This is a genomic window from Rhodopseudomonas sp. (assembly GCF_036404135.1).
In the GTDB taxonomy this organism is placed as follows: Bacteria; Pseudomonadota; Alphaproteobacteria; order Rhizobiales; family Xanthobacteraceae; genus Rhodopseudomonas_A.
In genome coordinates, this window is the sequence record NZ_DASWPE010000125.1 from 1 (window position 1) to 24,701 (window position 24,701).

Genomic DNA, 24,701 nt, shown 5'->3' on the forward strand with positions numbered 1-24,701 from the left:
CGAGCCGAGGACGGCGCGCAGCGCCGGCTTCGATGCGAAGCAATCCAGGGGCTTCACGCGTGGCCCTGGATTGCTTCGTCGCAAGAGCTCCTCGCAATGACGGGTTGAATGCCTGATTTCATTGATCGCTTTTTGAGTCAGACTCTCAGGATGACGTTAATCTTGGAGCTTGTATCGGTTAGCTTGTAGCTTGCAGCTTGTATGTTGTAGCTTGCCATGGATGGACCGCGGGTGCGCGGCCGTCTACTTCCCCATCCAGCGCGGGGGGCGTTTTTCGGCGAACGCTTTCGGCCCCTCGATATAATCCTGCGACGCCACCATCGCCCGCACCGCGGAATAATCCCGCTGGTCGGCGATTGCCTCCTGCAGCGACACCGTCGAACCGCGCTGGATCGCCTGCTTGGAGGCGCGGATCGACATCGGCGAATTCTTGCAGATCGTCTCGGCCCAGCGCTCCGCCGCGGCGAGCGCTTCGCCGGCGGCCACCACCTCGTTGACGAAGCCGAGTTCGAAGCCCTCGCGGGCGCTGACGTTGCGCCCGGTGAGGATCATGCCCATCGCCCGCTTCAGCCCGATCTGCCGCGGCAGCCGGTGCAATCCGCCGGCCAGCGCGGCCAGCCCGACGCGCGGCTCCGGCAGCGCGAACACCGCGTTCTCCGCGGCGATGATCAGGTCGCAGGCCAGCGCCGCCTCGAAGCCGCCGCCCATCGCCACGCCGTTGACCGCGGCGATGATCGGCTTGTCGCAGTCGAACCGCGCGGTGAGCCCGGCAAAGCCGCTGGAATCCCAGCCGCGGCGGCCGCCGGCGGCCTGCCACTTCAGATCGTTGCCGGCACAGAACGCCTTGTCGCCGGCGCCGGTGACGATCGCTACCCATTGCTCGGGATCGGCGGCGAATTCGTTGAACACCTGGTGCAGTTCGAAATGCGCGTCGCTATGCAGCGCGTTCATCACCTCGGGCCGCGACAGGGTCACAATGGTGATGCGCCCGCGGCGCGTCACCGTGGAGAACTGCAATGTCATTTCGTCCCCTAGAATCGGTTTTGAGCCCCAGAAAATTCCGGCGAGAACATGGCGGGACTGCAACCTAAAGTCACCATGAAATTGCGCGTAGCAGGCCCGCTCCACAACCCGTTCGCGGCCATGTGACAAGGCCCGCCGCGGCGCGTCGTCTGTCACAATGCGTCGTGCGGAATTGCCGCTCGTGAGGTCTCGACAGGGCGGGCGCCACCGTGGGCGCGCGGCGCCGGCGCGACGGCCTGCGCGGTCCTCGCTCAATTGACCTCGCGGTCCTTGCCGGCCCAATAGGGCGCGCGCAGCTCGCGGCGCAGGATCTTGCCGGCGCCGTTGCGCGGCAGCGCGGCGAGAAAATCCACCGTGCGCGGCAGTTTGAACTTGGCGATGCGCTGATGCGCGAAGCCGATGAGGTCGTGCGCGCTCACCTGCCTGCCGGGCTTCAGCACCACCATCGCCTTGACCGCTTCGCCCCAGATCTCGTCGGGCACGCCGATCACCGCGACCTCGGCGATGTCGGGATGTTCGCCGAGCGCGGCCTCGACCTCGGCGGGATAGATGTTCTCGCCGCCGGAGATGATCATGTCCTTGATGCGGTCGTGGATATAAAGATAGCCGTCCTCGTCGAGATAGCCGGCGTCGCCGGTGCGCAACCAGTTGTCGGCGTCGATGGTCTTCGCGGTGGCTTCCGGCAGCTTCCAGTAGCCGACCATGTTGCAGCCGGAGCGGGTGGCGATCTCGCCGATCGCGCGCGGCGGCAGCGCGTTCCCGTCGGGGTCGAGGATTGCCAGTTCGACGCCGGGCAGCGCCCGGCCGGCGGCGCGCAGCCGCTCCGATCCCTCGACGTGATCCTCCGGCGGCAGCGCCACGATGGTGCCGGTGGTTTCCGTCATGCCGTACATCTGCACGAAGCCGCATTTGAACAGCGCGAGGCACTCCCGCAACAGCGCCGCATGGATCGGCGAGGCGCCGTACAGCATGTAGCGCAGCCTGGAGAAATCGATCTCGCGGGCGCGCGGCTGCCGCACCACGAACTGCATCGCCGCCGGCACCAGGAATACCCGGGTGATGCCGAACGCCTCGAAGAAATCCAGAAATCGGTGCGGCTCGAAGTCGCGCGCGATCACGCCCTTGACGCCGTGATACACCCCCATCACGCCCCAGCCGGAGCCGCCGATATGAAACACCGGCATCGCCACCAGCGAGACGTCGTCGGCGCTCCATTGATTCCATTGCGGCTGCTCGGCGTCCTTGCCGGCGCGCACCAGCGCCAGGAAATTGCCGTGGCTCAGCATCGCGCCCTTGGGGTGGCCGGTGGTGCCGGAGGTGTAGAGCTGGATCGCGACGTCGCGCGGCGCGGGCGCGATGGCCGCGGCGTGGTCGGGTTGCGCGTCGCGCCAAGCCGCGTAGTCCGGCCAGCCGGCGGCGCCGCCCTCGGTGGCGATCAAGCTCTTGACGCCGGGCAGTTGCGCGGCGAGGCCGCGGATCTGCGCGATGAATTCCGGCCCGACGAACAGCGCCACGGCCTCGCAGTCGTTGACGATGTAGGCGATCTCCGGCGGCGCCAGCCGCCAGTTCACCGGCGCCATCACCACATCGGCCTTCATCGCGCCGAGCAGCAGTTCGAAATAGACGTCGCTGTTCTTGCCGAGATAGCTGATCCGCTGGCCGGGCGCGATGCCTTCGGCCGCCAGCGCATGGGCGACGCGGTTGCTGTGGCGGTCGAGCGCGGCAAAGCTGGTGCGGCGGCCCTCGAATTCGAATGCGATGGCGTCGCCACGCGCCGTGGCCTGGGCGCGCACCACGTCGGCCAGCGTCGCCGGCCCCGCGAAGTCGGACATTTCAGCTCCCTGAGGTAATCTTGTTATCGATTAGTCGTGAACGAGATTAGTGGCGTGGTTCGCCGGCAAATACAAGGGTACGGCGCGGCAGGCGAATTTGCATTCTCGGTCGGCGAGATTTCCGTGGAGCGGACGGACGTGTCCGCCTCCACCGCGCTGGCCGGGGTAAACTTGGTTGCTTAGCGCAGCTTGCAATCCGGCTCACCGCGAGCGATGCTGCGGCTGCGCGGCATCGGTCAGGACATCTGCCGCGTCTTGCCGGCGTCGTTGGCGACGTCGCAATTCAGCGCGGCGCGGATCAACCGCGCCAGTTCGGATTTCCGGTACGGCTTCGGCAACAGCAACACCCCGGGGTCGAGCCGGCCGTGATGCACGATGGCGTTCTCGGTATAGCCCGAGGTGTACAGCACCTTGGTGCCGGGACGCAGCGCCTGCACCGCGTCGGCAAGCTGCCGGCCGTTGAGGCCCGGCATGATGACGTCGGTGAACAACAGGTCGAAGGTCGCGCCGGCCTCGATCTGCGCCAGCGTGTCGGCGCCGGTCGCCGCCATCAGCGTCTTGTAGCCGAGGCTGCGCAGCTGGGTGACCACGAAATTGCGCACCATGGCGTCGTCCTCCACCACCAGCACGGTCTCGCTGCCGCCCTTGATCGGCGGGGCAGGGGCGAGTTCTTCGGCGTCGGCGCTGGCGCGCGGCAGATACAGCTTGATGGTGGTGCCGTAGCCTTCCTCGCTGTAGATCTTGATATGGCCGTTGGACTGCTTGACGAAGCCGTACACCATGCTGAGCCCGAGCCCGGTGCCCTTGCCGACGTCCTTGGTGGTGAAGAACGGCTCGAATACCTTGTCGCGGATCGCGGCGGGAATGCCGGTGCCGCTGTCGCTGACCGCGACCATCACATAGGGGCCGGGCGTCACCTCGGGGTTGGCGCGCGCGTAGGTCTCGTCGAGCACCACATTGCCGGTTTCCAGCGTCAGCTTGCCGCCATGCGGCATCGCATCGCGGGCATTGACCGCGAGGTTGAGCAGCGCGGTCGACAATTGCGAGGGATCGATATGCGCCGGCTCGGCGTCGTTGCCGAGCATCGATTCGATCTCGATATGCTCGCCGAGCGTCGGCCGCAGCAATTGCGCGGTGTTGAGCACCAAGGTGTTGACGTCGACGTTGCGCGGCTGCAGCGGCTGCCTGCGGGCGAACGCCAGCAGATGCTTGGTGAGTTCGGCGCCGCGGCCGGCGGCCTCGTCGATCATCTTGGCGATCTGCAGCAGGTTCGGCCGGTCGCTCAGGCTCTCGATCAGGATTTCCGCGGTGCCGGTGATCACCGTCAGCGTGTTGTTGAAGTCGTGGGCGACGCCGCCGGTCAATTGGCCGATGGCGTCGAGCTTCTGCGACTGCCGCAACTGGCGTTCGATCTCCTTGGCGGCGGTGACGTCGCGATACACTACCACCGCCCCGGCGAGCTTGCCGCCGGCGTCGCGGATCGGATGCGCGCTGCCCGTCACATGCACGGTCTTGCCGGTGTCGCGCCGGCGATACACCAGCTCATAACCGTCGACCTGTTCGCCGCGCAGGCAGCGCGCCGACGGCCATTGCTCCTTCGGCAGCAACGTTGTGCCGTCAGGTTGATAGATGTCGTAGCTCTCGCGCCATTGGGTGCTGTCGATCTCGATCGGGCCGAGCAACTCCTGGTTGGCGCGATTGGCATAGACCACGTTGCCGTCGGCATCGATCAGCAGCACCGCCTCGGCCATCGCCGCCATGATGCTTTCGAAAATGTCCTTGTCGCGCTGGATCGCGGCGTTCTTGACGCCGACCTCCTGCGCCATGTCGGTGAATGCCCGCGCCAGCACGCCGATCTCGCCGCTGGCATTGAGCGGCACCAGCAGCGGCTTGCCCTGGGCAAAGCCGGCGACCGCCGCGGTCATCTGGGTCAATTGCCGGGTCAGGGTGCGCGCCAGCACGAACGCCAGCACCATCGCGCCGAGCACCGCGATGGTGCCGCCGAGCAGGCTGGAGTCGCGTAGCGCCTGCAGCGCCGCGGCGACGATCTTGCTCGCCGGAGTCATCTCGACCACCGAGACCAGCGGCCCCCCGCCGAGCCGCATCGAGGCCCGCGCCAAGCCGTAGCGCTTGCCGTCGCGGTCATCGATCAGTTCCGGCTGCTGCCCGCCGGCCGCCTGCATCGCCTCCGGAAAATCGTTCTGGATGCGAAATGGCGTGCCGAATTCGAAACCGAATTCGCGGCGCGGATCCGGATGCACCAGGTAATCGCCGTGCTCGTTCACCACATAAATCGTGGTGTCCGCATTGGGGCGGGCCTTGATCGCGGCGAACGACGGCCGCAGATCGATGTTGACGATCAGCAGTCCGAACAATTGGCCGTCCGGCGCAAAAATCGGCGTGGACACGCGAACGACCGGCTGCGGCGGCAATTCAATCGCGCCGTTTTCCTGGTTGAGTTCGATCGGAGACACGATGATGCTGCGGTCCGGCGCGGCGATGGCCTGCTTGAAATAGCCGCGGTCGGCCTTTTGCTGCAGGTCGGCGTCGGCGACGATACGGACCTCGCCGTCAGCCGGGCGACGGTCGACCCGGATTACCTCGCGACCGCCATCGGCGATGCCGATGATGCGGAACTGGGCGTAGTGCGGCTTGGCCTCCAGTTCGGCGGCGAACCGCCGCGCGATGCGGGCGCGCCATTGCGCGAGCGTCATGCCATTGACCGGCCGGCTGTTCGGATCGCGGCTGAGCGCGATGATCTCCTCGAGCCCGATGACGTGGCGGAAGCCGGTGACATCGGCGCTAACGTCGTTGACGGTGTCAGCGAGTTCCACCGCGACCGAGCGGGCTTCGGCGTCGAGCCGTACCAGCGCCCGCGGCACCGCGACGCTGGCGATGTTGCGAAAGCTGAGATAGCCGACGGTGCCGGCCGTCGCGATGACCAGCGCGACGATGGCGATCGTCAGGCGGGTCGAAAGGCTCAATCCCTGCTTCAATCGGATCCCCGCCCTGCTGTCTCTTTCACTCGGCACGCGGACGCGGACTTGTGGTAATACCAGCAGCGGCGAACAGCCGCCGATCGCAAGCCGCCCGTGGCGTCGTTCCAAGTTCCCCAGCGATGGAACCGGCGCGCGAATCGACTTTACAGCGGGCCGGCGCGGAATGGGACAGGAATCGCGGCGCCCGGCGCCGACGATACGGGAAACTACCAGATCGGCCGACGGCCGCCGCCGCGGATCTTGGCCTGGCGCCGGCGCCGCCGCGGCGCCATGCAGCAACGATCGGTGGCCGGTGTCGACGGGGCTCAGGCGCGGGCCAGCACCTTCAGCGGATAGCCGATGAGCTTGGCCGCCGCATAGGCCAGCAGGATGCCGAGCAGCAGCGCCACGCCGCGGCTGCCGTAGAACCAGAGCGCCAGCTCGTCGTCGGGGAATGCGCGTTCGGCGAGCGCCAGGCACCAGTTGATGGCGACCAGCGCCACCACCATCACGATGAACAACTGGACGCGCTGCACCGCCAGCTCGATCCGGGCCATCCGGGCGTCAAGATGCTTGTCGACGATCATCGATACGTCCTTCGTTGATAGCGCCGGGATGTTGTTCGTCGGCTGGCTCCTTCGTGACAACCTACGTCCTGGTCGCGGCGTTCGATTTGACCCAAGACAAATACGCCGTGCCGGGCGACGAAAGGGGATGGCCGGGGCCACCCGGCGAATTCGTTCACCATATTGCTCAACGAAATCTTCAAATCCCTCTGGCCCGATGCAGTCGATAAGGACGTTGAGAGGAAGCCATGCATCCGCGCAGGTTCGCACGGGTCCGGCCGGCCGGTCGAATGGCGACCACGGCCAAGCTGATCGTCAGCCCGAAACTGCCGGCGATCGATTGCCGCGTGGTGGATTATTCCGCCGGCGGCGCCTGCGTCGAGATCTGCGGGCCGTTCAAGCTGCCCGGCCGGTTCGAGATATTCTATGCCGGCTCGAAGAAGCGCTGCCGGCTGGTGTGGAGCGCCGGCCGCCGGGTCGGGTTGGCGTTCTGACAACGTCGCCCGCCGGCGCTTAGCGTCGCCTCGGGTCGGTGGTGATTTTCGGCGCCACGGCCGCCGAGGCGCTGCGGCCGGGATTGCTCGCGGCCGGGCCGATCCGGGCGGCGGCCTGATTGGGCGACCAAGCGAGGCTTTCGATCTGCGGCCCAGGATCCGCCCGTTTGCTGCGCGGCGCCGCCGTTTTCTTGACCTTGCCTTGTTGCGAAAAACTTGCGAGGTGAGAGGGCCGGCAACATCCTGGAGCATTTCCATGTCGTCCAAGATCATGCCCATCGACCAGACCGCGCCGCGGGCTCCGCTCGCCGACGACACCGCGATCGACGAGGATGCCAGGCTGCGCGACGACATCCGGCTGCTCGGTCGCATCCTCGGCGACACAGTGCGCGACCAGGAGGGGGCGGCGGTGTTCGACGTGGTCGAGCGCATCCGGCAGACCTCGATCCGCTTTCACCGCGACAATGACAAGCCGGCGCGCCGCGAGCTGGAAGCCATCCTCAACGGGCTGTCGACGCCCGACACCGTGCGTATCGTCCGCGCCTTCAGCTACTTCTCGCATCTGGCCAACATCGCCGAGGACCAGAACAACATCCGGCAGTTGCGCGCGCAGAGCGGCAGTCCGCGGGCCGGCACCGTGGTCGGCACGTTGGCGCATGCCCATGCGGTCGGCATCAGCGCGCAGCAGCTCCGGCAGTTCTTCGCCCAGGCGCTGGTCAGCCCGGTATTGACCGCGCACCCGACCGAAGTCCGCCGCAAGAGCACGATGGACCGCGAGATGGAGGTCGCCGCCTTGCTCGACCGCCGCGAGCGGCTGCAGATGACCGCGGAAGAGATCGCGCAGCATGAGGAACAGTTGCGCCGCACCGTGCTGACGCTGTGGCAGACCAACATGCTGCGCCGGACCAAGCTCACCGTGCTCGACGAGGTCACCAACGGGCTGTCGTTCTACGGCTACAGCTTCCTGCGCGAGGTGCCGCGGCTGCACGGCGTGCTGGAGGATCGGCTCAATGACGACGACGGCAGCACCGAGGAACTGGCCTCGTTCCTGCGGATGGGAAGCTGGATCGGCGGCGACCGCGACGGCAACCCGTTCGTCACCGCCGAGGTGATGCGCGGCGCGTTGCGGCTGCAGAGCACCCAGGCGCTGCGCTTCTATCTCGAAGAGCTGCATGCGCTCGGCTCCGAACTGTCGATCGCGGCGCATCTGGCCGACGTTTCCGACGACCTGCGGATACTGGCCGAGCGCTCGCCGGACACCTCGCCGCATCGCAGCGGCGAGCCCTATCGGCTGGCGGTGTCCGGGATCTATGCGCGGCTCGCCGCCACCGCGCATCGATTGAAGTTCGACGACATCCGCACCCCGGTCGGCGCCGCAGATCCCTATAGCGATCCGCGGCAGTTCAAGGCCGACCTCGACGTGCTGCATCGCTCGCTGATCGCCAACCAGGCCGGCGTGATCGCGCGCGGCCGGCTGCGGCAATTGCGCCGCGCGGTGGATTGCTTCGGCTTCCACCTCGCCAGCCTCGACATGCGGCAGAATTCCGCGGTGCACGAGCGCACCATGACCGAGCTGATCGACGCCGCGCTGCCCGGCAAATCCTACATGGCGATGAACGAGGCGGCGCGCATCGCGCTGCTCGCCGGCGAGTTGCGCTCGCGGCGGCCGCTGGCCTCGCCATTCGTGAAGTACGGCGAGGAGACCGTCGGCGAACTGGCGGTGTTCCGCGCCGCCGCCGAAGCCCACGCCAATTTCGGCCCCAGCGCGATTTCCCAATGCATCATCTCGATGTGCAAGGGCGTCTCCGACATGTTGGAGGTGGTGCTGCTGTTGAAGGAAGTGGGGCTGGTCGATCACGCCGGGCGCAGCGCCATCAACGTGGTGCCGCTGTTCGAGACCATCGAGGATCTGCAGGCCGCCGCCAGCATCATGGATCAGCTGCTCGGGCTGCACGACTACCGCCGGCTGGTCGACAGCCGCGGCGGTGTCCAGGAAGTGATGCTCGGCTATTCCGACAGCAACAAGGACGGCGGCTTCGTCACCTCGGGCTGGGAGCTGTACAAGGCCGAGATCGAGCTGGTGAAGGTGTTCGAACATCACGGCGTGCGGCTGCGGCTGTTTCACGGCCGCGGCGGCTCGGTTGGCCGCGGCGGCGGCCCGAGCTACGACGCCATCCTGGCGCAGCCCGGCGGCGCGGTGAACGGCCAGATCCGCATCACCGAGCAGGGCGAGATCATCACCAGCAAATATTCCAACGCCGAGGTCGGCCGCAATAATCTGGAGATTCTCGCCGCGGCCACCTTGGAAGCCAGCCTGCTGATGCCGCGGCAGAGCGCGCCGCGCGCCGAATATCTCGACGCCATGGAGCAATTGTCGTCGTTCGCCTTCAAGGCCTATCGCGGCCTGGTTTACGAGACCGAAGGCTTCGAGGATTACTTCTGGTCCTCGACGGTGATCACCGAGATCGCCACGCTGAACATCGGCAGCCGCCCGGCGTCGCGCAAGAAGACCCACAAGATCGAGGATCTGCGCGCGATTCCCTGGGTGTTCTCATGGGCGCAATGCCGGCTGATGCTGCCGGGCTGGTACGGCTTCGGCAGCGCGGTCAAGGCCTTCGTCAAGGCGCATCCGCAGCACGGCATGAGCTTTCTGCAGGAGCTGTATCGCCAGTGGCCGTTCTTCCGCACGCTGTTGTCCAACATGGACATGGTGCTGGCGAAGAGTTCGATCGCGATCGCCTCGCGCTACGCCGAACTGGTGCCGGACGAACAGCTGCGCGACACCATCTTCGGCCGGATCCACGCCGAGTGGCACGACTCGATCCAGGCGCTGCTTGAGATCATGCAGCAGGACCGGCTGCTGCAGGGCAATCCGCGGCTGGAGCGCTCGATCCGCAACCGCTTTCCCTATCTCGACCCGCTCAACCACGTGCAGGTCGAGCTGTTGAAAGAACACCGCAGCCACGCCGTCGACGAGCAGGTGCTGCGCGGCATCCAGCTCACCATCAACGGCATCTCCGCCGGGCTGCGCAACAGCGGCTGAGCCGCGCTGGCGTCGGTTGATTTGTTAGGAGCGATGCGGCATCGCACCCTCGCCCGCTTGCGGGGAGAGGGTGGCGAGACAAGCGAAAGCTTGTCGCGCCGGGTGAGGGGGCGCCGCGTGATGCCGAGGCGCCCCCTCACCCGATCCGGCTACGCTAACGCTGCGCCGGATCGACCTCTCCCCGCAAGCGGGGAGAGGTGAGAGCCTGAACGAACAGTAGTTAGCGTCGCTGCGCAAACTTCTCTCAGCGCTGATCCGGTCTTACCTCACCCCGTTACAGTTAGCTAGCGTACTCCCGTAGGGCTTGCCGTGTTCTTCGGCGCGCTGCACATTTTTGGTGCAGCTGATATGTGGCGATCAAACTTTAGTCAGGATGGCTGCCGCCGGTCCAACGACGCTATGGATCAATTCCGAGGCCAAAGCCCGATCCCGATCGCCTGCAGCGCTTGCCCTGCAACTGTCGCTGCGAAGGGTTTGGATGTCGGGCCAGCCTCGCCATGCATCGTCGTTTGCAACCATCGATCTTTGTCGAGAAGGAACGCTGCTGATGATATTTCTGCTCACGCATTACTGGATGTGGCTGGCAGCCGCCCTTGTCGCCGGCGCGCTCACTCCGCTGTTGGCGAATCGGTTTGGCTGGGCCGCGGATTTGCCGGACTACTGGATCAAGCGGGTCGGCGTCGTGCTGGCGATTCCGCTGCTGCTGATCGCCGCGCAACTGATCAGCGGCAAGGCGGAAATCCTGCTTGAAGCCGGCTTTGCCGCGGTGGTCGCCTATATCATCGGCGGCCTGGCCGGCGCCACGGTGCAGTTGCTGCCGGGGCGCTACGAAGGCTGGTGGGTCGGGCTGTTCGCGACCGGCCTGATCTGGGCGGTGTTTGCGATCGTGGCCTTGCCAGGCCTCGACAAGGATTTGCGCGAGCGCGTCGCCGCGGCGGTGGAGACCGCGGGCGGCGATCCGCTCAACGTCGACCTCGCCGGCCGCGACGTGCTGCTGCCGGGCGATATCGACGCCGCCCAGCGCGGCGACCTTATCAAGCAGCTCCGCGCGGTGCCCGGCGTGCGGTTGGTGTCCGACGTCGACGATCTCTCAGGCCCGGCGCTGGCGGCCAAGACCGTCGCCAAATTGAACGCGGAGGCCAAGGCTGCGGAAGCCGCGGCGCAACAGGCCGCCGCCAAGGCCGCGGCTGAAGTCGCCGCCAAAGAAGCCGCCGCCAAGGAAGCGGCCGCGCATCAGGCGATGACCAAGGCGGCGCAGCGCGAAGCCGCCGCCAAGGAAGCCGCGGCCAAGGAGGCTGCTGCCAAGGAAGCGGCCGCCAAGGCCGAGGCCGAGGCGGCTGCCGCGAAGGCGGCGGAGCCCCCGGCGCATCAGCACCTCGCCAATGCCGACAGCGCAGCGACGCCGGCGAAACAGCCCGACGCCGCGGTCGGCGCCAAGACCGCCGCGTTGCTCGACGCCAAGGCCTGCCAGGAGAAAGTCGCAGCGGTGGCCGCCGAAGACAAGATCAGCTTCGAGCCGAAGAGCGCCGAATTGAGCAAGGCGTCGCTGCCGGCGCTGGCCAAGCTCGGCTCGGCGATCACGCTGTGCCAGCCGGTGCAGATCGAGGTCGCCGGTCCGTTCGAGGGCGGCGGCAAGAAGGCTTTGAGGCTGTCGCAGAAGCGCGCTGAAGCCGTGGTCGCGGGCCTGAGCAAGCTCGGCATCGGCGCCGCGAAGCTGACCGCGGTCGGCGCCGCCAAGCCGGCCGACGGCAAGAGCCGCTCGCTCGAGTTGGTGGTGAAGTAACGACGACGCCCGTCGGCGTTTGCGGACGGGCTTCGTTGTCATGTTCAAGGCGCGCGCCGAAACCGGCGCGCGCTTTCTCGTTTGCAAGGCATAGTTCAGAGTGGCGCGGCATCTTTCCCTCTCCCCGCAGGCGGCAGGGCAATCGCAGATGATGTCGGAGAGCGTTCAGAGTGTAGCTCTGGTCGTGAAGTAGCCTCTGCATGTCAACGGGTCGTGCTCGATCGCTGCCATGCGTTGCTAAGCTGACATCATTATATGCGATCGCCCTGCCGCTTGCGGGGAGGGGTTAAGTCAGTGCTCGCGACGGGCGTCCGGTCGATTTTTCCGGTTTCGTTGCTACTTCAGCGACACGTCGTACCGTATCAGCGCCGCACTCACGTCTCGTTGGTGAAGATCACCGTGCCGGAGGCCGCGAACATGCCGCCGACCCCGTGGCACACCGAGATCTTCGCCTCCGCCACCTGCGCCGGCGCGGTGCCGCGCATCTGCCGCACGCTCTCCTGCAGCGCGTACATGCCGTACATCCCGGAATGCATGTAGCTCAAGCCGCCGCCATTGGTGTTCAGCGGCAGCCGGCCGCCGGGGCGGGTGTGGCCCTCGGCGACGAACGGTCCGGTGTCTTCGTGCGGCATGAAGCCGAGATCGCCGAGCCCGTACAGCGGCAGATGCGCGAAGGCGTCGTAGATCATCAGGTGATCGACGTCGCTGTGGGTGATGCCGGCCTCGCGGAACGCCAGCGGCCCGGCGGTGCGGAACGCACGCGAACTGTCGAAGCTCTGCATCTGGCTAACCATCGGCGTCTCGACGCTCTCGCCGGTGCCGAGCACATAGACCGGCTTGTGCGGAAAATCGCGGGCTCGCTCCGCCGAAGTCAGGATCAGCGCGCCGCCGCCGTCGGTGACCAGGCAGCATTGCAACAGCCGCAGCGGATAGGCGATCATCCTGGAATTGAGCACGTCGTCGACGGTGATCGGCGCCTGCATCGTGGCGCGCGGATTGAGTGCCGCCCATTCGCGCTGCGCCACCGCGACCATTGCCAATTGCTCGTCGGTGATGCCGTGGGTCTTCATGTAGCGCAAAACCGGAATCGGAAACATGCTGGGCGGCCCGACCACGCCGAACGGCGCTTCGAACTGGCCGTTGAGGCTGTCCGGGGCAGTGAAGCGCGGCAATTTGCCGATCATCGACTTGCCGCTTTCAGCGTGGGTGATCAGCACGGTCGTGCACAGCCCGGCCTCGATCGCGGCCGCGGCGTGGCGGACATGCAGCATGAACGAACAGCCGCCGACCGAGGTGCCGTCGACCCAAGTCGGGGTGATGCCGAGATAATGCGCGATCTGCTGCGGCGTCTCCACCGCGGTGGCGATGCCGTCGATGTCGGATAGTTTCAATCCGCAATCCGCCAGCGCGTTGAGCGCGGCGTCGGCGTGCAACTGGATCTGCGACATCTCGGGGATGACGCCGAGCCTTGTGGTTTCCGCGGCGCCGACCACGGCGACTGCATTCTGGCGCATGTCGCTACCCCTTCGCCGGACGGAACTGGGGCAGCGTGATGGCGTCGTCGAGCGGCTCGAAGGCGAGTTCGAGCGTCATGTCGAGTTCGAGCGCCTCAGGGGTTTGCGGGCAATCGAGGATGTTGCTCATCATCCGCGGCCCTTCGGCGAGTTCAACCACGGCGATGGCGTAAGGCGCGGTGAAGCCGGGCGCTGCGGGGCGATGATTGATGACGTAACTATACAGCGTGGCGCGGCCCGACGCCTTGAACACGGTGACGTAGCGGCAGGCGCAGCGCGGACAGAACGGGCGCGGCGGGAAATATACATGCGCGCAGGCGTCGCAGCGTTGCAATCGCAATTCGCCGACCCGGGTGCCATCCCAGAAGTGCTGGGTTTCCGGCGTTGGTTTCGGCCGCGCGCGCGAAGGCTCTGCCATGGTTGTGCTCGCTCCCTTGATCGTCGGCGGGTTTGCTCCCGTCGTTGCCATCTTGATGCGACATCGATTGGTCAGCGTCAACGCCCTGCGCCGCATCGCGGGTTCCCACTGAGCGGGGGCGCCGCACGGCCGGTTGATATTCCGCCCCTGCGGGCATTGCGAAGACGACTTGGTCCTGGGCCGCGGCGTTCGACGCGGTCGATAAGCGCGGGCGTAATCGATCGATTAGAAATTTCGTTGCACGGCATGCACGCCTTCCGAAGTTGGCGCGCATAGCAGCGTCGCGCAGACAATTCGTGCAATTGCGCGCGGCTTGATCTGGAAATCGTCGCTCGCATCGGCGATACCAGCGAAAGCACACGTTCGATCGCGCTCTTTCATCAGCGGATAGGCCCATGTCCAAGCTTCCGACCCTCGCCGCGCTCGCGGCCGATCTCGACGCCGGCCGTAGCAGCGCCCGCAAGCTGGTCGACCAATGTCTTGCCGCGATTGCCGACCCGCAGGGCGAGGGCGCAAGAGCCTTCATTCATGTGGACGCTGAGGCGGCGATCGCCGCGGCGGAGGCGATGGACGGCTTGCGCAAAGCCAACGCCGCGCCGTCGCGCTTTGCCGGCATCCCGGTCTCGATCAAGGACCTGTTCGACATCAAGGGCGAGGTCACCCGCGCCGGGTCCCGCGCGCTCGACGACAATCCGCCGGCGGAGGCCGACGCGCCGGCGGTCGCCCGGCTGCGCCGCGCCGGCTTCGTGGTGATCGGCCGCAGCAACATGACCGAATTCGCCTATTCGGGAATCGGCATCAACCCGCATTACGGCACGCCGAAGAGCATTTGGCAGCGCGAGGTCGGTCACGTGCCGGGGGGCTCGTCGTCCGGCGCCGCGGTCTCGGTCGCCGACGGCATGGCGCATGGCGCGCTCGGCACCGACACCGGCGGCTCGTGCCGGATTCCGGCGGCGTTCAACGGCCTGGTCGGCTTCAAGCCGACGCAAGCCCGGGTGCCGCGCGACGGCGCGGTGCCGCTGTCGCCGACGCTGGACAGCATCGGCCCGTTGGCGCGCAGCGTTCAGTGCTGCGCCACGCTCGACGCCGTGCTGGCGGATCAGCCGGTGACCGAACTGCAGCCGCGGCCGCTGCGCGGCATGCGGCTGGCGGTGCCGACCACGGTGGCGCTCGACGAACTCGACGACGCGGTGGCGCAGGCGTTCGAGCGCGCGCTCGCAACCTTGTCGCGCGCCGGCGCCCTGATCGAGCGGATCGCGGTGCCGGAATTTCTCGACGTCGCGCCGATGAGTGCCAAGGGCGGCTTCTCCGCCGCCGAAAGCTATGCCTGGCACCGCTTTCTGATCGTCGCCCATGGCGACGTCTATGATCCGCGGGTGCGCGACCGCATCGTGCGCGGCGAGACGCAGAGCGCCGCCGATTATGTCGACCTGATCAACGCGCGCAAATCGCTGGTGGCGCGCGCCCGGCTGCGGCTGTCGCCGTTTGACGCGATCGTGCTGCCGACCACCGCCAATACGCCGCCGAAGATCGCCGATCTCGCCGACGACAAGGCGTTCACCAAGGCCAATCTGCTGGCGCTGCGCAACTGCACGCTGATCAACATGATCGACGGCTGTGCGATCTCGCTGCCGTGCCATCGCGACGGCGAGGTGCCGGTCGGGCTGATGCTGGCGGCCCCGGGCGGCGCCGATCGGCGGATCTTTGAACTCGCGGCAGGAATGGAAAGCATGATTCGTGATTGACATCGCATTCACTTTGACGACCAAGGACGGCGCGACAGCGCTGACATTGCCGATCCGGCAGACGGTGATCGCCGGATGGACCGGGCGCGATCCGGTGGCCCGCGACAAGCACATCGCCGAACTGGAAGCGATCGGCATCGCGCGGCCGGCCTCGACGCCGATCTATTACCGGGTGTCGGCGCGGCGGCTGACCACCGCGGACCGCATCGAATGCAGCGGCCGGCATTCCAGCGGGGAGGTGGAGTTCGTGCTGATCGGCGCGCAGGGCCGCACCCTGCTCGGGGTCGGCTCCGACCACACCGACCGCAAGGTCGAGACCTACAACATCACCGTCTCGAAGCAGATGTGCGACAAGCCGCTGGCGCCGCAATTGTGGGATTTCGCCGAGGTGGCGGATCACTGGGACGCCATCATCCTGCGTTCCTTCGCCACCATCGACGGCAAGCGCGTGCTGTATCAGGAGGGCACGGTCGACGCCATGCTGCCGGCGGCCGAACTGATTTCGCGGGGTTTCGGCGATGGCGGCCTGCCGGACGGCTGCGCGATGTTCGGCGGCACCTTCGCCGCCAAGGGCGGCATCCGGCCCGCGGCGCGGTTCGACTATGAGATCGAGGATCCGGTACTCAAGCGCGTGATCCGCCACGGCTACGACGTGGCGGTGCTGCCCGTGGTCGGCTGACGGTGAAGGGCGATCTGTTCGAGGCGCAGGAGCCGCCGCCGGCGCGGCAGCCGATCGGCGAGGGCGCGGTGCTGCTGCGCGGCTTTGCGCTCGGCGAGGAGAGCGAACTGATCGCGGCGTTGCGCGCGATCCTGGCCGCGGCGCCGTTCCGCCACATGATCACGCCGGGCGGCCACACCATGTCGGTGGCGATGAGCAATTGCGGCGCGGTCGGCTGGGTCACCGATCGCAAGGGCTATCGCTATGACGCGGTCGACCCCGCCAGCGGCAATCGGTGGCCGGCGATGCCGGCGCTATTTGCGGGCTTGGCGCGCCGCGCCGCCGGCGAGGCCGGGTTCGCGGATTTTCAACCCGACGCCTGTCTGATCAACCGCTACGTCCCCGGTGCCAAGATGTCGCTGCATCGGGACAAGGACGAAGCCGATTTCACCGCGCCGATCGTCTCGGTGTCGTTTGGATTGCCGGCGGTGTTCATGTTCGGCGGCATGAGCCGCAGCGACAAGCCGCAGCGCTTTGCGCTTCAGCATGGCGACGTGGTGGCCTGGGGCGGCGCGTCGCGGCTGGTCTTTCACGGCGTCGCGGCGCTGAAGGACGGCGAGCATCCGCTGCTCGGCCGTCAGCGCATCAATCTCACCTTCCGCAAGGCGCGATAGCGTTGTCGAGGGAAGTGGGGCCTCGCTCGCGGAAAGAAGCGCGTCAAAATAGCAATCGCGCGCTCCGGTTCTGATCTCTCAGAACCGGCATAGCTGCAGCCGGCTATTCGCGCGGCGAGAGCTGCAATTCCAAGAGCGCCATGCGTTCCAGCGCCTTGGCGTTGCGTTCGCCCTCCTTGGCGGTGCGCAGAATGCTTTCGGCGATCGATTGCACATGCGCCGAGCTCACCGGATGCGGCAGCGCCGCGACCGCGCCGTCCAGAGCCGATTGCATCAGCCGGATGGTGTCCGGCGGAAACGACGCGTGAGAGAAATCCTTCATCGCCTTCTCCTTCGGTGGTTGCAAAATGGCGCGGTGTTTGTGGGGCTGCGAACGGCGCAGGGTCTATCCGCGCGAGGCTTCCCAGCGACCGCTGCACGGCATTCCGGCCGCGGCGCTGTTCCATTTGCCGGAGCCGGCGCTGCCATTGAGTTGGCCGTTGGCATAGGCGCCGCGGATCGACACCCTGACATTGCCCTCGCGGCCGATGCTGCCGGTGATGTCCGGCGAGCCGGTGACGCGGCCGTCGGTGACCACCACCGGATAGCTCAGTTTCGGCTCGCAGCTGCCGGCCTTGGTCACCACGGTGACGTGCCAGACGCCGTCGAACGGGCTTTGCGCCACGGCGAGATCGGTGCTGAGCAGCATCGTTGCGCAAAGAACCGCGCGGGTGAGCAACATGGTTTTCCTTCCGCCAATCGGGCTGCGTCAACGACGCGTTGTATCCAAAGCAAGCCCCAACGCTCCGGCACACCGGAGCGACGAGACGCGGTAAGCGTGGAAGATTCAGCTGCGCCGAAACAGACAGGCGGGCGAATCTCGGCGATCCCGGGCGGGTCGCAATTGAAGCGGGCGACATTGCCCGTCCGACCTCCGATCCAACCCGCCATCGCTCCGCACCCGCGCTTGTGCCAGTGGGAACGATTTGAGCTATCCGGGACTGCCGGTCGTAACGAAAGCGAGTTCACTGCGCGGTGTCGTCTGGCAACCCGCAAAGTGGCGACAAGTTCCGGATAGCGTCTTCGATCCACAAAAACGTCACGAACCAGGCAATTCGCCAAGCCCGCGGCAAGCTCTACGCCACCGGCTTGGCTCGGGCGGGTTGACCGCGTGCGATCAGCCGCGGGCCAGCGCCTGTTCGATGCCGCGCGGAATTCGCCTGGCGACCACGACGCGCAGGCCGAGGTTCCGGCAAATTCGCCGATGGGCGTTGACGCGGCGCTCAGCCGTGCCGGGCCTCGTTGATCAACAGGTCATGGATGCTGTTGCGCTCCCAGCCCGCCTCCCGGTCGTGGACCTTGATGTCGAACGACAGCGAAAAGCTGTCGTCGGCGAACAACGGATCGAGATAGTGCGACAGCTTGCGGAAGATGTGGTCGCCGGCGTGCTTGCGCGCCACCGCCTCGCGGCCTTCGTTGAGCCGCAGCAGCATCGCCATGAAGCTCAGCCCGTCGCGGCCGTCGGCGATCGCGTAGTTGTCGCAGCGGATGGCGCGGACGCGGATGCCGTCGAGCGGAAACAGTCCGGTCTCGACGGCGGAGGCGCGGACCAGTTCGACCACTTTGGCGATGTCGACCAGGTCGTCGAGATTGGCGGAATATTCGATGGTGAAATGCGGCATGGCGGGCTCGCTTGGCAACGACTTCGGGAGCGCCGATGATTAACAGCAAACCGCTTTCCCGCAACAGGCTTCGCTGCGGTGCAAATGAAAGAATTCATGTCGCCCGCGCCAACACTTTGCAGCGAGGCGGTAGACAGTCCGGCGAATTTTAGGTCAACTGACCCTTGCAGGCCGGCAGCAAGTCCGGTCGCGAGGGAGGACTGGATGACGCTGACGAGACGCGAGGTCGCGGCCGGCTTAGCCGTTGGACTCATGGCGCCCTACCTGATCGGTCGCGCGAAGGCGCAAGGCGCCACCATCAAGATCGGCATGTGCGCGCCGGTCACCGGCCCCGCGGCGGAGTCCGGCGGTTACGCCATCAAGGGTGCCAAATTGGCGCTGGAGGCGGTCAACAAGGCCGGCGGCGTGCTCGGCAGACCGCTCGAACTGATCGTCGAGGACGACCAGACCACCAATCCCGGCATCGTGCTGGCGTTCTCCAAGCTCGCCGCGCAGCCCGACATCGTCGCCTTTCTCAGCTCGGTGCGCTCGACGCAGGTGCACGCGATGGCGCCCGACGCGCTGAAGCTCGGCAAGCCGGTGATGTTCGGCGGCACCGATCCCAACCTCACCAAGCTCGGCAATCCCTGGTTGTTTCGCTTCCGGCCGAACGACAGCTATTCCGGCCGGGTGATCGCCGATTACGGCGTCAACACCCTCGGCAAGAAGAAATGGGCGGTGCTGCATTCCACCGACGCGTTCGGCACCGCCGGCGGCAAGGCGCTGAGCGAGGCGCTGGGCAAACTCGGCGCGCCGCCGCTGCTCGACCAGGGCTACGCCAACCAGAGCCAGGACTTCACCCCGGTGGTGCTGGCGATCAAATCGTCCGGCGCCGACATCCTCGGCTCCTACTTCACCTTCGAGAACGATCTCGGCATCTTCGCTCGGCAGTTGCGCCAGCTCGGCGTCACCATTCCCTGGGTCGGCTCGCCCTCGATCACCAACGTCACCGCGCTGAAGCTCGCAGGCCCAGCGCTCTACGGCACCTATGGGGTCGCCGACTACGCCGAGGACTCCAGCGACGCCGCCAAGGCGTTCGGCAAGGCCTATCGCGACGCCGTCAAGGTGGCGCCCGACAACCAGAGTTCGTGGCCGTTCGATGCGGTCACGGTGCTGGCCGCGGCGATCAACAAGGCCGGATCGACCGAGCCCGGCAAGATCCGCGAGGCGATTCTAGCGACCAAGAAATTCCCCGGCGCCGAAGGCGAATATAATTTCGACGACAAGGGCGATGGGCTGCACGGCTACAACATCGTCAAGAACGACAAGGGCAGCATCGTGTTCGACAAGCACATCGAGTTCACCGATTGAGCGCGCACTTGCATTGGCGACTGGTTCGATGCGCGCCCAGATAGAAGGCCGTCATTCCGGGGCGCGAGCAGCTTTGCTGCGAGCGAACCCTCCAATCCTCACCGCCAAGGGTTTATGGAATGTGGACCTGCGCGGTTGAAAACACTCGGTGGAGAATCCCAGTGTTGAAGTTGATACGAGCGGTGCGGCAACTGCTCCGTCTCCCCGCTTGCGGGGAGAGGGTCGGGGTGAGGGGGCGCCGCCGCGAGGTCGACTTGGCTGAAACGCCCCCTCACCCGACCGCCGTCGCTGCGCGACGACGCTCGACCTCTCCCCGCACGCGGGGAGAGGTGAGGTCCGTGCTGGCAATGGAGGTTTGGAGCCTCTGATGGACCTCGCTCTGCAATTGCTGTTCACCGGGATCGGCATCGGCGCGGTCTATGCGCTGGTGGCGCTGGGCTTCGTGCTGATCTTCCGCGCCACCAACGTGGTGAATTTCGCGCAAGGCGAATTCTCGATGGTGGCGGCCTATCTGATGGTGGTGTTCGCGGTCGACCTCGGCTGGCCGTATTGGCTCTCCTTCCTGTGCGCGCTGGCCGGCATGGCGCTGCTCGGCGCGATCTTCAACCTCGGCGTGTACTACCCGCTGCGGCATCGCACGTTCCTGCCGGTGATCATCGCCACCATCGGCGCCTCGATCCTGATGGCGAATTCGGTGCTGGCGATCTACGGCCCGCAGCCGCAGGTGCTGCAAGGCTGGTTCGAAACCCCCGGCATCCAACTCGGCCCGGTCTATCTCGACAGCCAATATCTGCTGATCATCGTGGTGACGATCGCGCTGGTGGCGTTCAACTACTGGTTCTTCGAGCACACCATGCTCGGCAAGAAATTGCAGGCGACCTCGCAGGACAAGGAGATGGCCTCGCTGCTCGGCATTTCTGTCTCCGGCATGATCATGATCACCTTCATCTACTCCGCGGTGCTCGGCGGGCTCGCCGGAATCCTGGTGGCGCCGGTGTTGTTCGTCTCGATTCAGATGGGCTCGACGATTGCGCTGAAGGCGTTTGCCGCCACCATCATCGGCGGCTTCGGCGACGTCACCGGCGCGATCATCGGCGGGCTGTCGCTCGGCATCATCGAGACCTTTGGCGCGGCGTATATTTCGGTGCCCTACAAGGACGCCTTCGCCTTCCTGGTGCTGGTGCTGTTCCTGGTGTTCCGGCCGCAGGGCATCTTCGGCGAACGCGTCGCGGAGAAGGCATGAGCGCCGGCAGCGACAATATGCCGATCGCGATCGCAGCCTCGCGCGGCAAGCCGCTGTGGCTGCGGCATCTGCCGTATTTCATCGGCGCCGCGATCGTGGTGACGCTCGCCGCCAGCGTCAGCTTCGACGGCTACATCCTCAACATCCTGATGCAGGCGACCACCTTTGCGATCGCGGTGTTCGGATTGTCGGTGGTGCTCGGGCTGTGCGGCCAGATCAATCTGGCGCAGGCCGCGTTCTTCGGCTTCGGCGCCTATGCGGTGGGCATCGGCACCACGGATTTCCAGCTCAGCTATTGGCTCTGCCTCGCCGCCGGCTGCGCCGTGGCGCTAATCGCCGGCGCGGTGCTCGGGATGTCGACGCTGCGGCTCGGCGGGCATTACTTGGCGATGGTGACGATCTCGTTCCAGCAGATCGTCACGCTGGTGATGATCAACGCGATCTGGCTGACCCACGGTCCGGACGGCGTCGGCCGCATCGGCCGTCCGGCGCTGTTTCAATCCTCCCAGGCTTATCTGGCGTTCTGCGTGGCGATGCTGGCGCTGGTCGGCTATGGCGTCTGGCATCTGCCGGACACCCGGCTTGGCCGCGCGATGCGTGCGGTGCGCGACAACGAACTCGCCGCGGGCGTCGCCGGCATCGAAGTGTTTCGCACCAAGGTCTACGCCTTTGCGCTCAGCGCGGTGCTCGGCGGTCTGGCCGGCGGGCTGTTCGCCGGCGGCTTCTCCTACATCAGCCCGGATCAGTTTTCCTTCGCGGAATCCATCGTGTTCCTGACGATGTCGCTGCTCGGCGGCGTGGCGTCGCCGATCGGATCTGCGATCGGCACCGCGCTGCTGATCCTGATCCCGGAATGGCTGCGGTTTCTGAAAAGCGTGCCGGGGCTCTATCTCGCGATCTACGGCCTGTCGGTGATCCTGATCATCCGCTTCATGCCGGACGGCATCTGGGGCTTCGTCAACGTCGCGACGCAGCGCTGGCGCGCCAAGGCCAAGCTGCACGCCGCCGGCCCGCCGCTGCAATTATCCCCGGCCAATCTCGGCGGCGACGTCGTGCTGCAGGTCACCGGGCTGGCGAAATATTTCGGCGGGCTGAAAGCCGTCGACAAGGTCGACATCGCGGTGAAGCGCGGCGGCGTGCACGCGCTGATCGGGCCGAACGGCTCCGGCAAGACCACGACGCTGAACGTGCTGTCGGGCCTCTATCGCGCGACCGCGGGGCAGGTGCTGCTCGACGGCACCGACCTCACCAATATGCCGCCGCATCTGCGCGCTGCAGCCGGGCTCGGCCGCACCTTCCAGAACATCCGGCTGTTCCGCTCGATGACCGCTCTGGAGAACGTGGTGATCGGCGCCGAGCGGCCCGGCAACACGCTGATCGGCAAAGGCGGCGAAGCGGCGCTGCATCAGCGCGCGATGTCGGCGCTGGCTTTCGTTGGCTTGGGCGCGCGCGCCAACGAATTGATCTCCAGCTTTTCCTACGGCCACCAGCGATTGATCGAAATCGCCCGCGCGCTCGCCGCCAACCCGACGCTGCTTTTGCTCGACGAACCCGCCGCCGGACTCAACTCCAGCGAGAAGCTCGACCTGCACGAATTGCTGAAGCGCATCGCCGCCCAAGGTCTCACCATTCTGATCATCGACCACGACATGACGCTGGTGTCGGAGGCGGCGCAGCACATCACCGTGCTGAATTTCGGTCGCCGCATTGCCGACGGCGAATCGCTGGCGGTGCTGCGCCATCCCGACGTGGTCTCGGCCTATCTCGGGAGCGAATGATGGCGTTGTTGCAGATCCGCGACCTGGTGGTGCGCTACGGCGAGATCGAGGCGCTGCGCGGCATCTCGCTCAGCGTCGCGCAGGGCCAGGTGGTGACGCTGCTCGGCGCCAATGGCGCCGGCAAATCGACCACGCTGCGGGCGATTTCCGGGCTGACCAGGCCGGCGGCCGGCGAGATTCTGTTCGACGGCCGATCGATCGCGGGTCTTGGCCCCGAGGCGATCGTGCGGCTGGGGATCAGCCACGTGCCGGAGGGGCGGCGGGTGTTTCCCGGCCTCACCGTGAAAGAGAACATCATGCTCGGCGCCTCCAATCGCCGCGTGAAGAAGGCCGAACTCGCGCGCGAGGCCGACGCGATGTTCGATCTGTTTCCCGACCTCCGGCCATTCGCCGATTCGCTCGGCTGGACGTTGTCCGGCGGGCAGTTGCAGATGGTGGCGGTGGCGCGCGGGCTGATGGCGAAGCCGCGGCTGTTGTTGCTCGACGAGCCGTCGCTGGGGCTTGCGCCGGTGATCGTGCAGGCGGTGTTCCGAATCATCTCGCAGATTCGCCGCACCACCACGGTTCTCTTGGTCGAGCAGAACGCGCGCATGGGGCTGTCCGTTGCCGACACTGGCTATGTGCTGGAGACCGGGCGTATTGTGCTCGGCGGCAAACCCGACGAATTGTGGGGCAATGAAGCAATCGCAGCGGCCTATCTCGGCGGCCACGCCAAGGTCCGCGCTTAACAAGAAGAAACTTTGTGATGGTGACTATCCAGGTCGAGAAGTTGATCGATTTCGTAACTGAAGTATTCGTCCGCGCGGAGTCCTCGGAGGCCGAGGCAAAGCGCATCGCCAGCTATCTGACCACGTCGAATCTCACCGGACATGACAGCCATGGCGTGATCCGGGTGCCGGTCTATGTGCGCTGGAAGCAAGCCGGCGCGGTCGTTCCGAACCAGAGCATCGCCATGGTGGTCGACACCCCGGCGCTGGCGGTGGTCGACGGCCGGTTCGGCTACGGCCAGACCGTGGCGCCGCAAGCGGTGCAGATCGGCATCGACAAATGCAAGGCGTCGGGGCTGGCGGCGGTGGCGCTGCGCAATTCCGGCCACATCGGCCGGGTCGGCGACTGGGCCGAGATGGCGGCGGCCGCCGGTCTGGTGTCGATCCATTTCGTCAATGCCGCGGGCTCGATCCTGGTGGCGCCGTTCGGCGGCGTCGAACGCCGATTGTCCACCGCGCCGTTCTGCGTCGGCATCCCGCGCGAGGCGCAGCGGCCGATCGTGCTGGATTTCGCCACCTCGATCGTCGCCGAGGGCAAGGTGCTGGTGGCGAGCCGCGGCGGCAAGAAGCTGCCGACCGGCGCCTTGATCGACAGCGACGGCACGCTCAGCGAAGACCCGGCACTGCTCTATGGCCCCTATACGCCGGACAGTCCGCGGATTCACGACAACGGCACCGGCGCGATCCGCGCCTTCGGCGAGCACAAGGGCTCGGGCCTGGCGCTGATCTGCGAATTGCTCGGCGGCGCGCTCACCGGCACCGGCGCCACCGGCCCGGACCGCCGCTTCGCCAACGGCATGTTCGCGATCTATGTCGACCCGCAGCGCATCGACCCGGAACATTTCTTCGACGCCGACGTGGCGCGCTACGTCAAATATTTCAAGGACACCAAACCGGCCGCCGGCGCAACCGAGGTGCTGATCCCCGGCGATCCGGAAGCCCGCACCCGCGCCGAGCGCAGCAAGAATGGCGTGCCGCTGCCCGACGACACCTGGGCGGCGATCGTCAGCATCGCGCGTGAACTCGGCGTTTCCGAGCGCGCGGTGCAGACGGCGGTGGCGTGAGTCACGCCGAATCGTCATTGCGAGCCGAGCGAGAAGCGAAGCAATCCAGGGGCGCCAAGCACGGAGCCCTGGATTGCTTCGTCGCAAGCGCTCCTCGCAATGACGCGTTG

The 24,701-nt window shown here is 66.5% G+C and carries 20 protein-coding genes; 11 read left to right on the top strand and 9 right to left on the bottom strand.

Annotated features, from left to right (window positions below):
* Nucleotides 1-243: 243 nt before the first annotated feature.
* The 4 genes from VGC77_RS15490 to VGC77_RS15505 form a co-directional block, all read right to left on the bottom strand.
* Complete coding sequence (locus tag VGC77_RS15490) at nt 244-1,023, bottom strand: enoyl-CoA hydratase-related protein (protein ID WP_331172457.1); 780 nt, start codon at nt 1,021-1,023, stop codon at nt 244-246.
* Between the two features lie 251 nt (nt 1,024-1,274).
* Nucleotides 1,275-2,855, bottom strand: coding sequence for a fatty acid--CoA ligase (locus VGC77_RS15495; protein ID WP_331172458.1), 1,581 nt, complete (start codon nt 2,853-2,855; stop codon nt 1,275-1,277).
* A gap of 236 nt (nt 2,856-3,091) precedes the next feature.
* Nucleotides 3,092-5,839, bottom strand: coding sequence for an ATP-binding protein (locus tag VGC77_RS15500; protein ID WP_331172459.1), 2,748 nt, complete (start codon nt 5,837-5,839; stop codon nt 3,092-3,094).
* A 320-nt stretch (nt 5,840-6,159) separates the two neighbouring features.
* Nucleotides 6,160-6,420 (bottom strand): hypothetical protein, encoded by a 261-nt coding sequence (locus VGC77_RS15505; protein WP_331172460.1) that lies wholly within the window; start codon nt 6,418-6,420, stop codon nt 6,160-6,162.
* Between the two features lie 269 nt (nt 6,421-6,689).
* Between VGC77_RS15505 and VGC77_RS15510 the strand changes: the two genes are divergently transcribed.
* From VGC77_RS15510 to VGC77_RS15520, 3 genes are all read left to right on the top strand, one after another.
* Nucleotides 6,690-6,893, top strand: coding sequence for a hypothetical protein (locus tag VGC77_RS15510; RefSeq protein WP_331172461.1), 204 nt, complete (start codon nt 6,690-6,692; stop codon nt 6,891-6,893).
* 256 nt (nt 6,894-7,149) lie between these two features.
* Complete coding sequence (ppc, locus tag VGC77_RS15515; protein ID WP_414709679.1) at nt 7,150-9,936, top strand: phosphoenolpyruvate carboxylase; 2,787 nt, start codon at nt 7,150-7,152, stop codon at nt 9,934-9,936.
* 547 nt (nt 9,937-10,483) lie between these two features.
* Entirely contained in the window at nt 10,484-11,719 is a 1,236-nt protein-coding gene (locus VGC77_RS15520) for an OmpA family protein (protein ID WP_331172462.1), read from the top strand.
* A 374-nt stretch (nt 11,720-12,093) separates the two neighbouring features.
* On the opposite strand, the gene VGC77_RS15525 is transcribed toward VGC77_RS15520, so the two are convergent.
* On the bottom strand, nt 12,094-13,233 hold the full coding sequence (locus VGC77_RS15525; protein ID WP_331172463.1) for a thiolase C-terminal domain-containing protein: 1,140 nt from the start codon (nt 13,231-13,233) through the stop codon (nt 12,094-12,096).
* Nucleotides 13,234-13,237: 4 nt separating this feature from the next.
* Nucleotides 13,238-13,651: a Zn-ribbon domain-containing OB-fold protein gene (locus tag VGC77_RS15530; protein ID WP_331172464.1), complete on the bottom strand. Its 414-nt coding sequence runs from the start codon at nt 13,649-13,651 to the stop codon at nt 13,238-13,240.
* 395 nt (nt 13,652-14,046) lie between these two features.
* Here VGC77_RS15530 and VGC77_RS15535 point away from each other — a divergent pair, with 395 nt between their 5' ends.
* Genes VGC77_RS15535 through alkB form a run of 3 tightly spaced genes read left to right on the top strand, consistent with a single transcriptional unit; the run spans nt 14,047 to nt 16,728 of the window.
* A complete protein-coding gene (locus tag VGC77_RS15535) occupies nt 14,047-15,396 on the top strand; it encodes an amidase (RefSeq protein WP_331172465.1) in 1,350 nt (449 codons plus the stop codon).
* Nucleotides 15,389-16,075, top strand: coding sequence for a DUF2848 domain-containing protein (locus VGC77_RS15540; RefSeq protein WP_331172466.1), 687 nt, complete (start codon nt 15,389-15,391; stop codon nt 16,073-16,075). Before VGC77_RS15535 ends, VGC77_RS15540 begins: the two co-directional genes overlap by 8 nt.
* A 2-nt stretch (nt 16,076-16,077) precedes the next feature.
* Nucleotides 16,078-16,728 (top strand): DNA oxidative demethylase AlkB, encoded by a 651-nt coding sequence (gene alkB / locus VGC77_RS15545; RefSeq protein ID WP_331172467.1) that lies wholly within the window; start codon nt 16,078-16,080, stop codon nt 16,726-16,728.
* A gap of 103 nt (nt 16,729-16,831) precedes the next feature.
* Here the strand turns inward: alkB and VGC77_RS15550 are convergent, their stop codons facing one another.
* The 3 genes from VGC77_RS15550 to VGC77_RS15560 all read right to left on the bottom strand — a co-directional run bounded on the left by VGC77_RS15550 (nt 16,832) and on the right by VGC77_RS15560 (nt 18,389).
* Complete coding sequence (locus VGC77_RS15550) at nt 16,832-17,050, bottom strand: hypothetical protein (protein WP_331172468.1); 219 nt, start codon at nt 17,048-17,050, stop codon at nt 16,832-16,834.
* A 63-nt stretch (nt 17,051-17,113) separates the two neighbouring features.
* Nucleotides 17,114-17,449 (bottom strand): hypothetical protein, encoded by a 336-nt coding sequence (locus tag VGC77_RS15555; protein WP_331172469.1) that lies wholly within the window; start codon nt 17,447-17,449, stop codon nt 17,114-17,116.
* A gap of 541 nt (nt 17,450-17,990) precedes the next feature.
* Nucleotides 17,991-18,389, bottom strand: a complete 399-nt coding sequence (locus tag VGC77_RS15560) for a 5-carboxymethyl-2-hydroxymuconate isomerase (protein WP_331172470.1) — start codon at nt 18,387-18,389, stop codon at nt 17,991-17,993.
* A 204-nt stretch (nt 18,390-18,593) separates the two neighbouring features.
* Between VGC77_RS15560 and VGC77_RS15565 the strand changes: the two genes are divergently transcribed.
* The 5 genes from VGC77_RS15565 (at nt 18,594) to VGC77_RS15585 (ending at nt 24,591) form a co-directional block, all read left to right on the top strand.
* On the top strand, nt 18,594-19,739 hold the full coding sequence (locus tag VGC77_RS15565) for an ABC transporter substrate-binding protein (protein WP_331172471.1): 1,146 nt from the start codon (nt 18,594-18,596) through the stop codon (nt 19,737-19,739).
* Nucleotides 19,740-20,106: 367 nt separating this feature from the next.
* A complete protein-coding gene (locus tag VGC77_RS15570; protein ID WP_331172472.1) occupies nt 20,107-20,982 on the top strand; it encodes a branched-chain amino acid ABC transporter permease in 876 nt (291 codons plus the stop codon).
* Entirely contained in the window at nt 20,979-22,760 is a 1,782-nt protein-coding gene (locus tag VGC77_RS15575; protein WP_331172473.1) for a branched-chain amino acid ABC transporter ATP-binding protein/permease, read from the top strand. Before VGC77_RS15570 ends, VGC77_RS15575 begins: the two co-directional genes overlap by 4 nt.
* Nucleotides 22,760-23,488: an ABC transporter ATP-binding protein gene (locus VGC77_RS15580; RefSeq protein ID WP_331172474.1), complete on the top strand. Its 729-nt coding sequence runs from the start codon at nt 22,760-22,762 to the stop codon at nt 23,486-23,488. The genes VGC77_RS15575 and VGC77_RS15580 overlap by 1 nt, the downstream gene beginning before the upstream one ends.
* A gap of 17 nt (nt 23,489-23,505) precedes the next feature.
* Nucleotides 23,506-24,591 carry a malate/lactate/ureidoglycolate dehydrogenase gene (locus tag VGC77_RS15585; protein ID WP_331172475.1) on the top strand — a complete coding sequence of 362 codons (1,086 nt, stop codon included), beginning with the start codon at nt 23,506-23,508 and terminating at the stop codon, nt 24,589-24,591.
* Nucleotides 24,592-24,701: the final 110 nt, after the last annotated feature.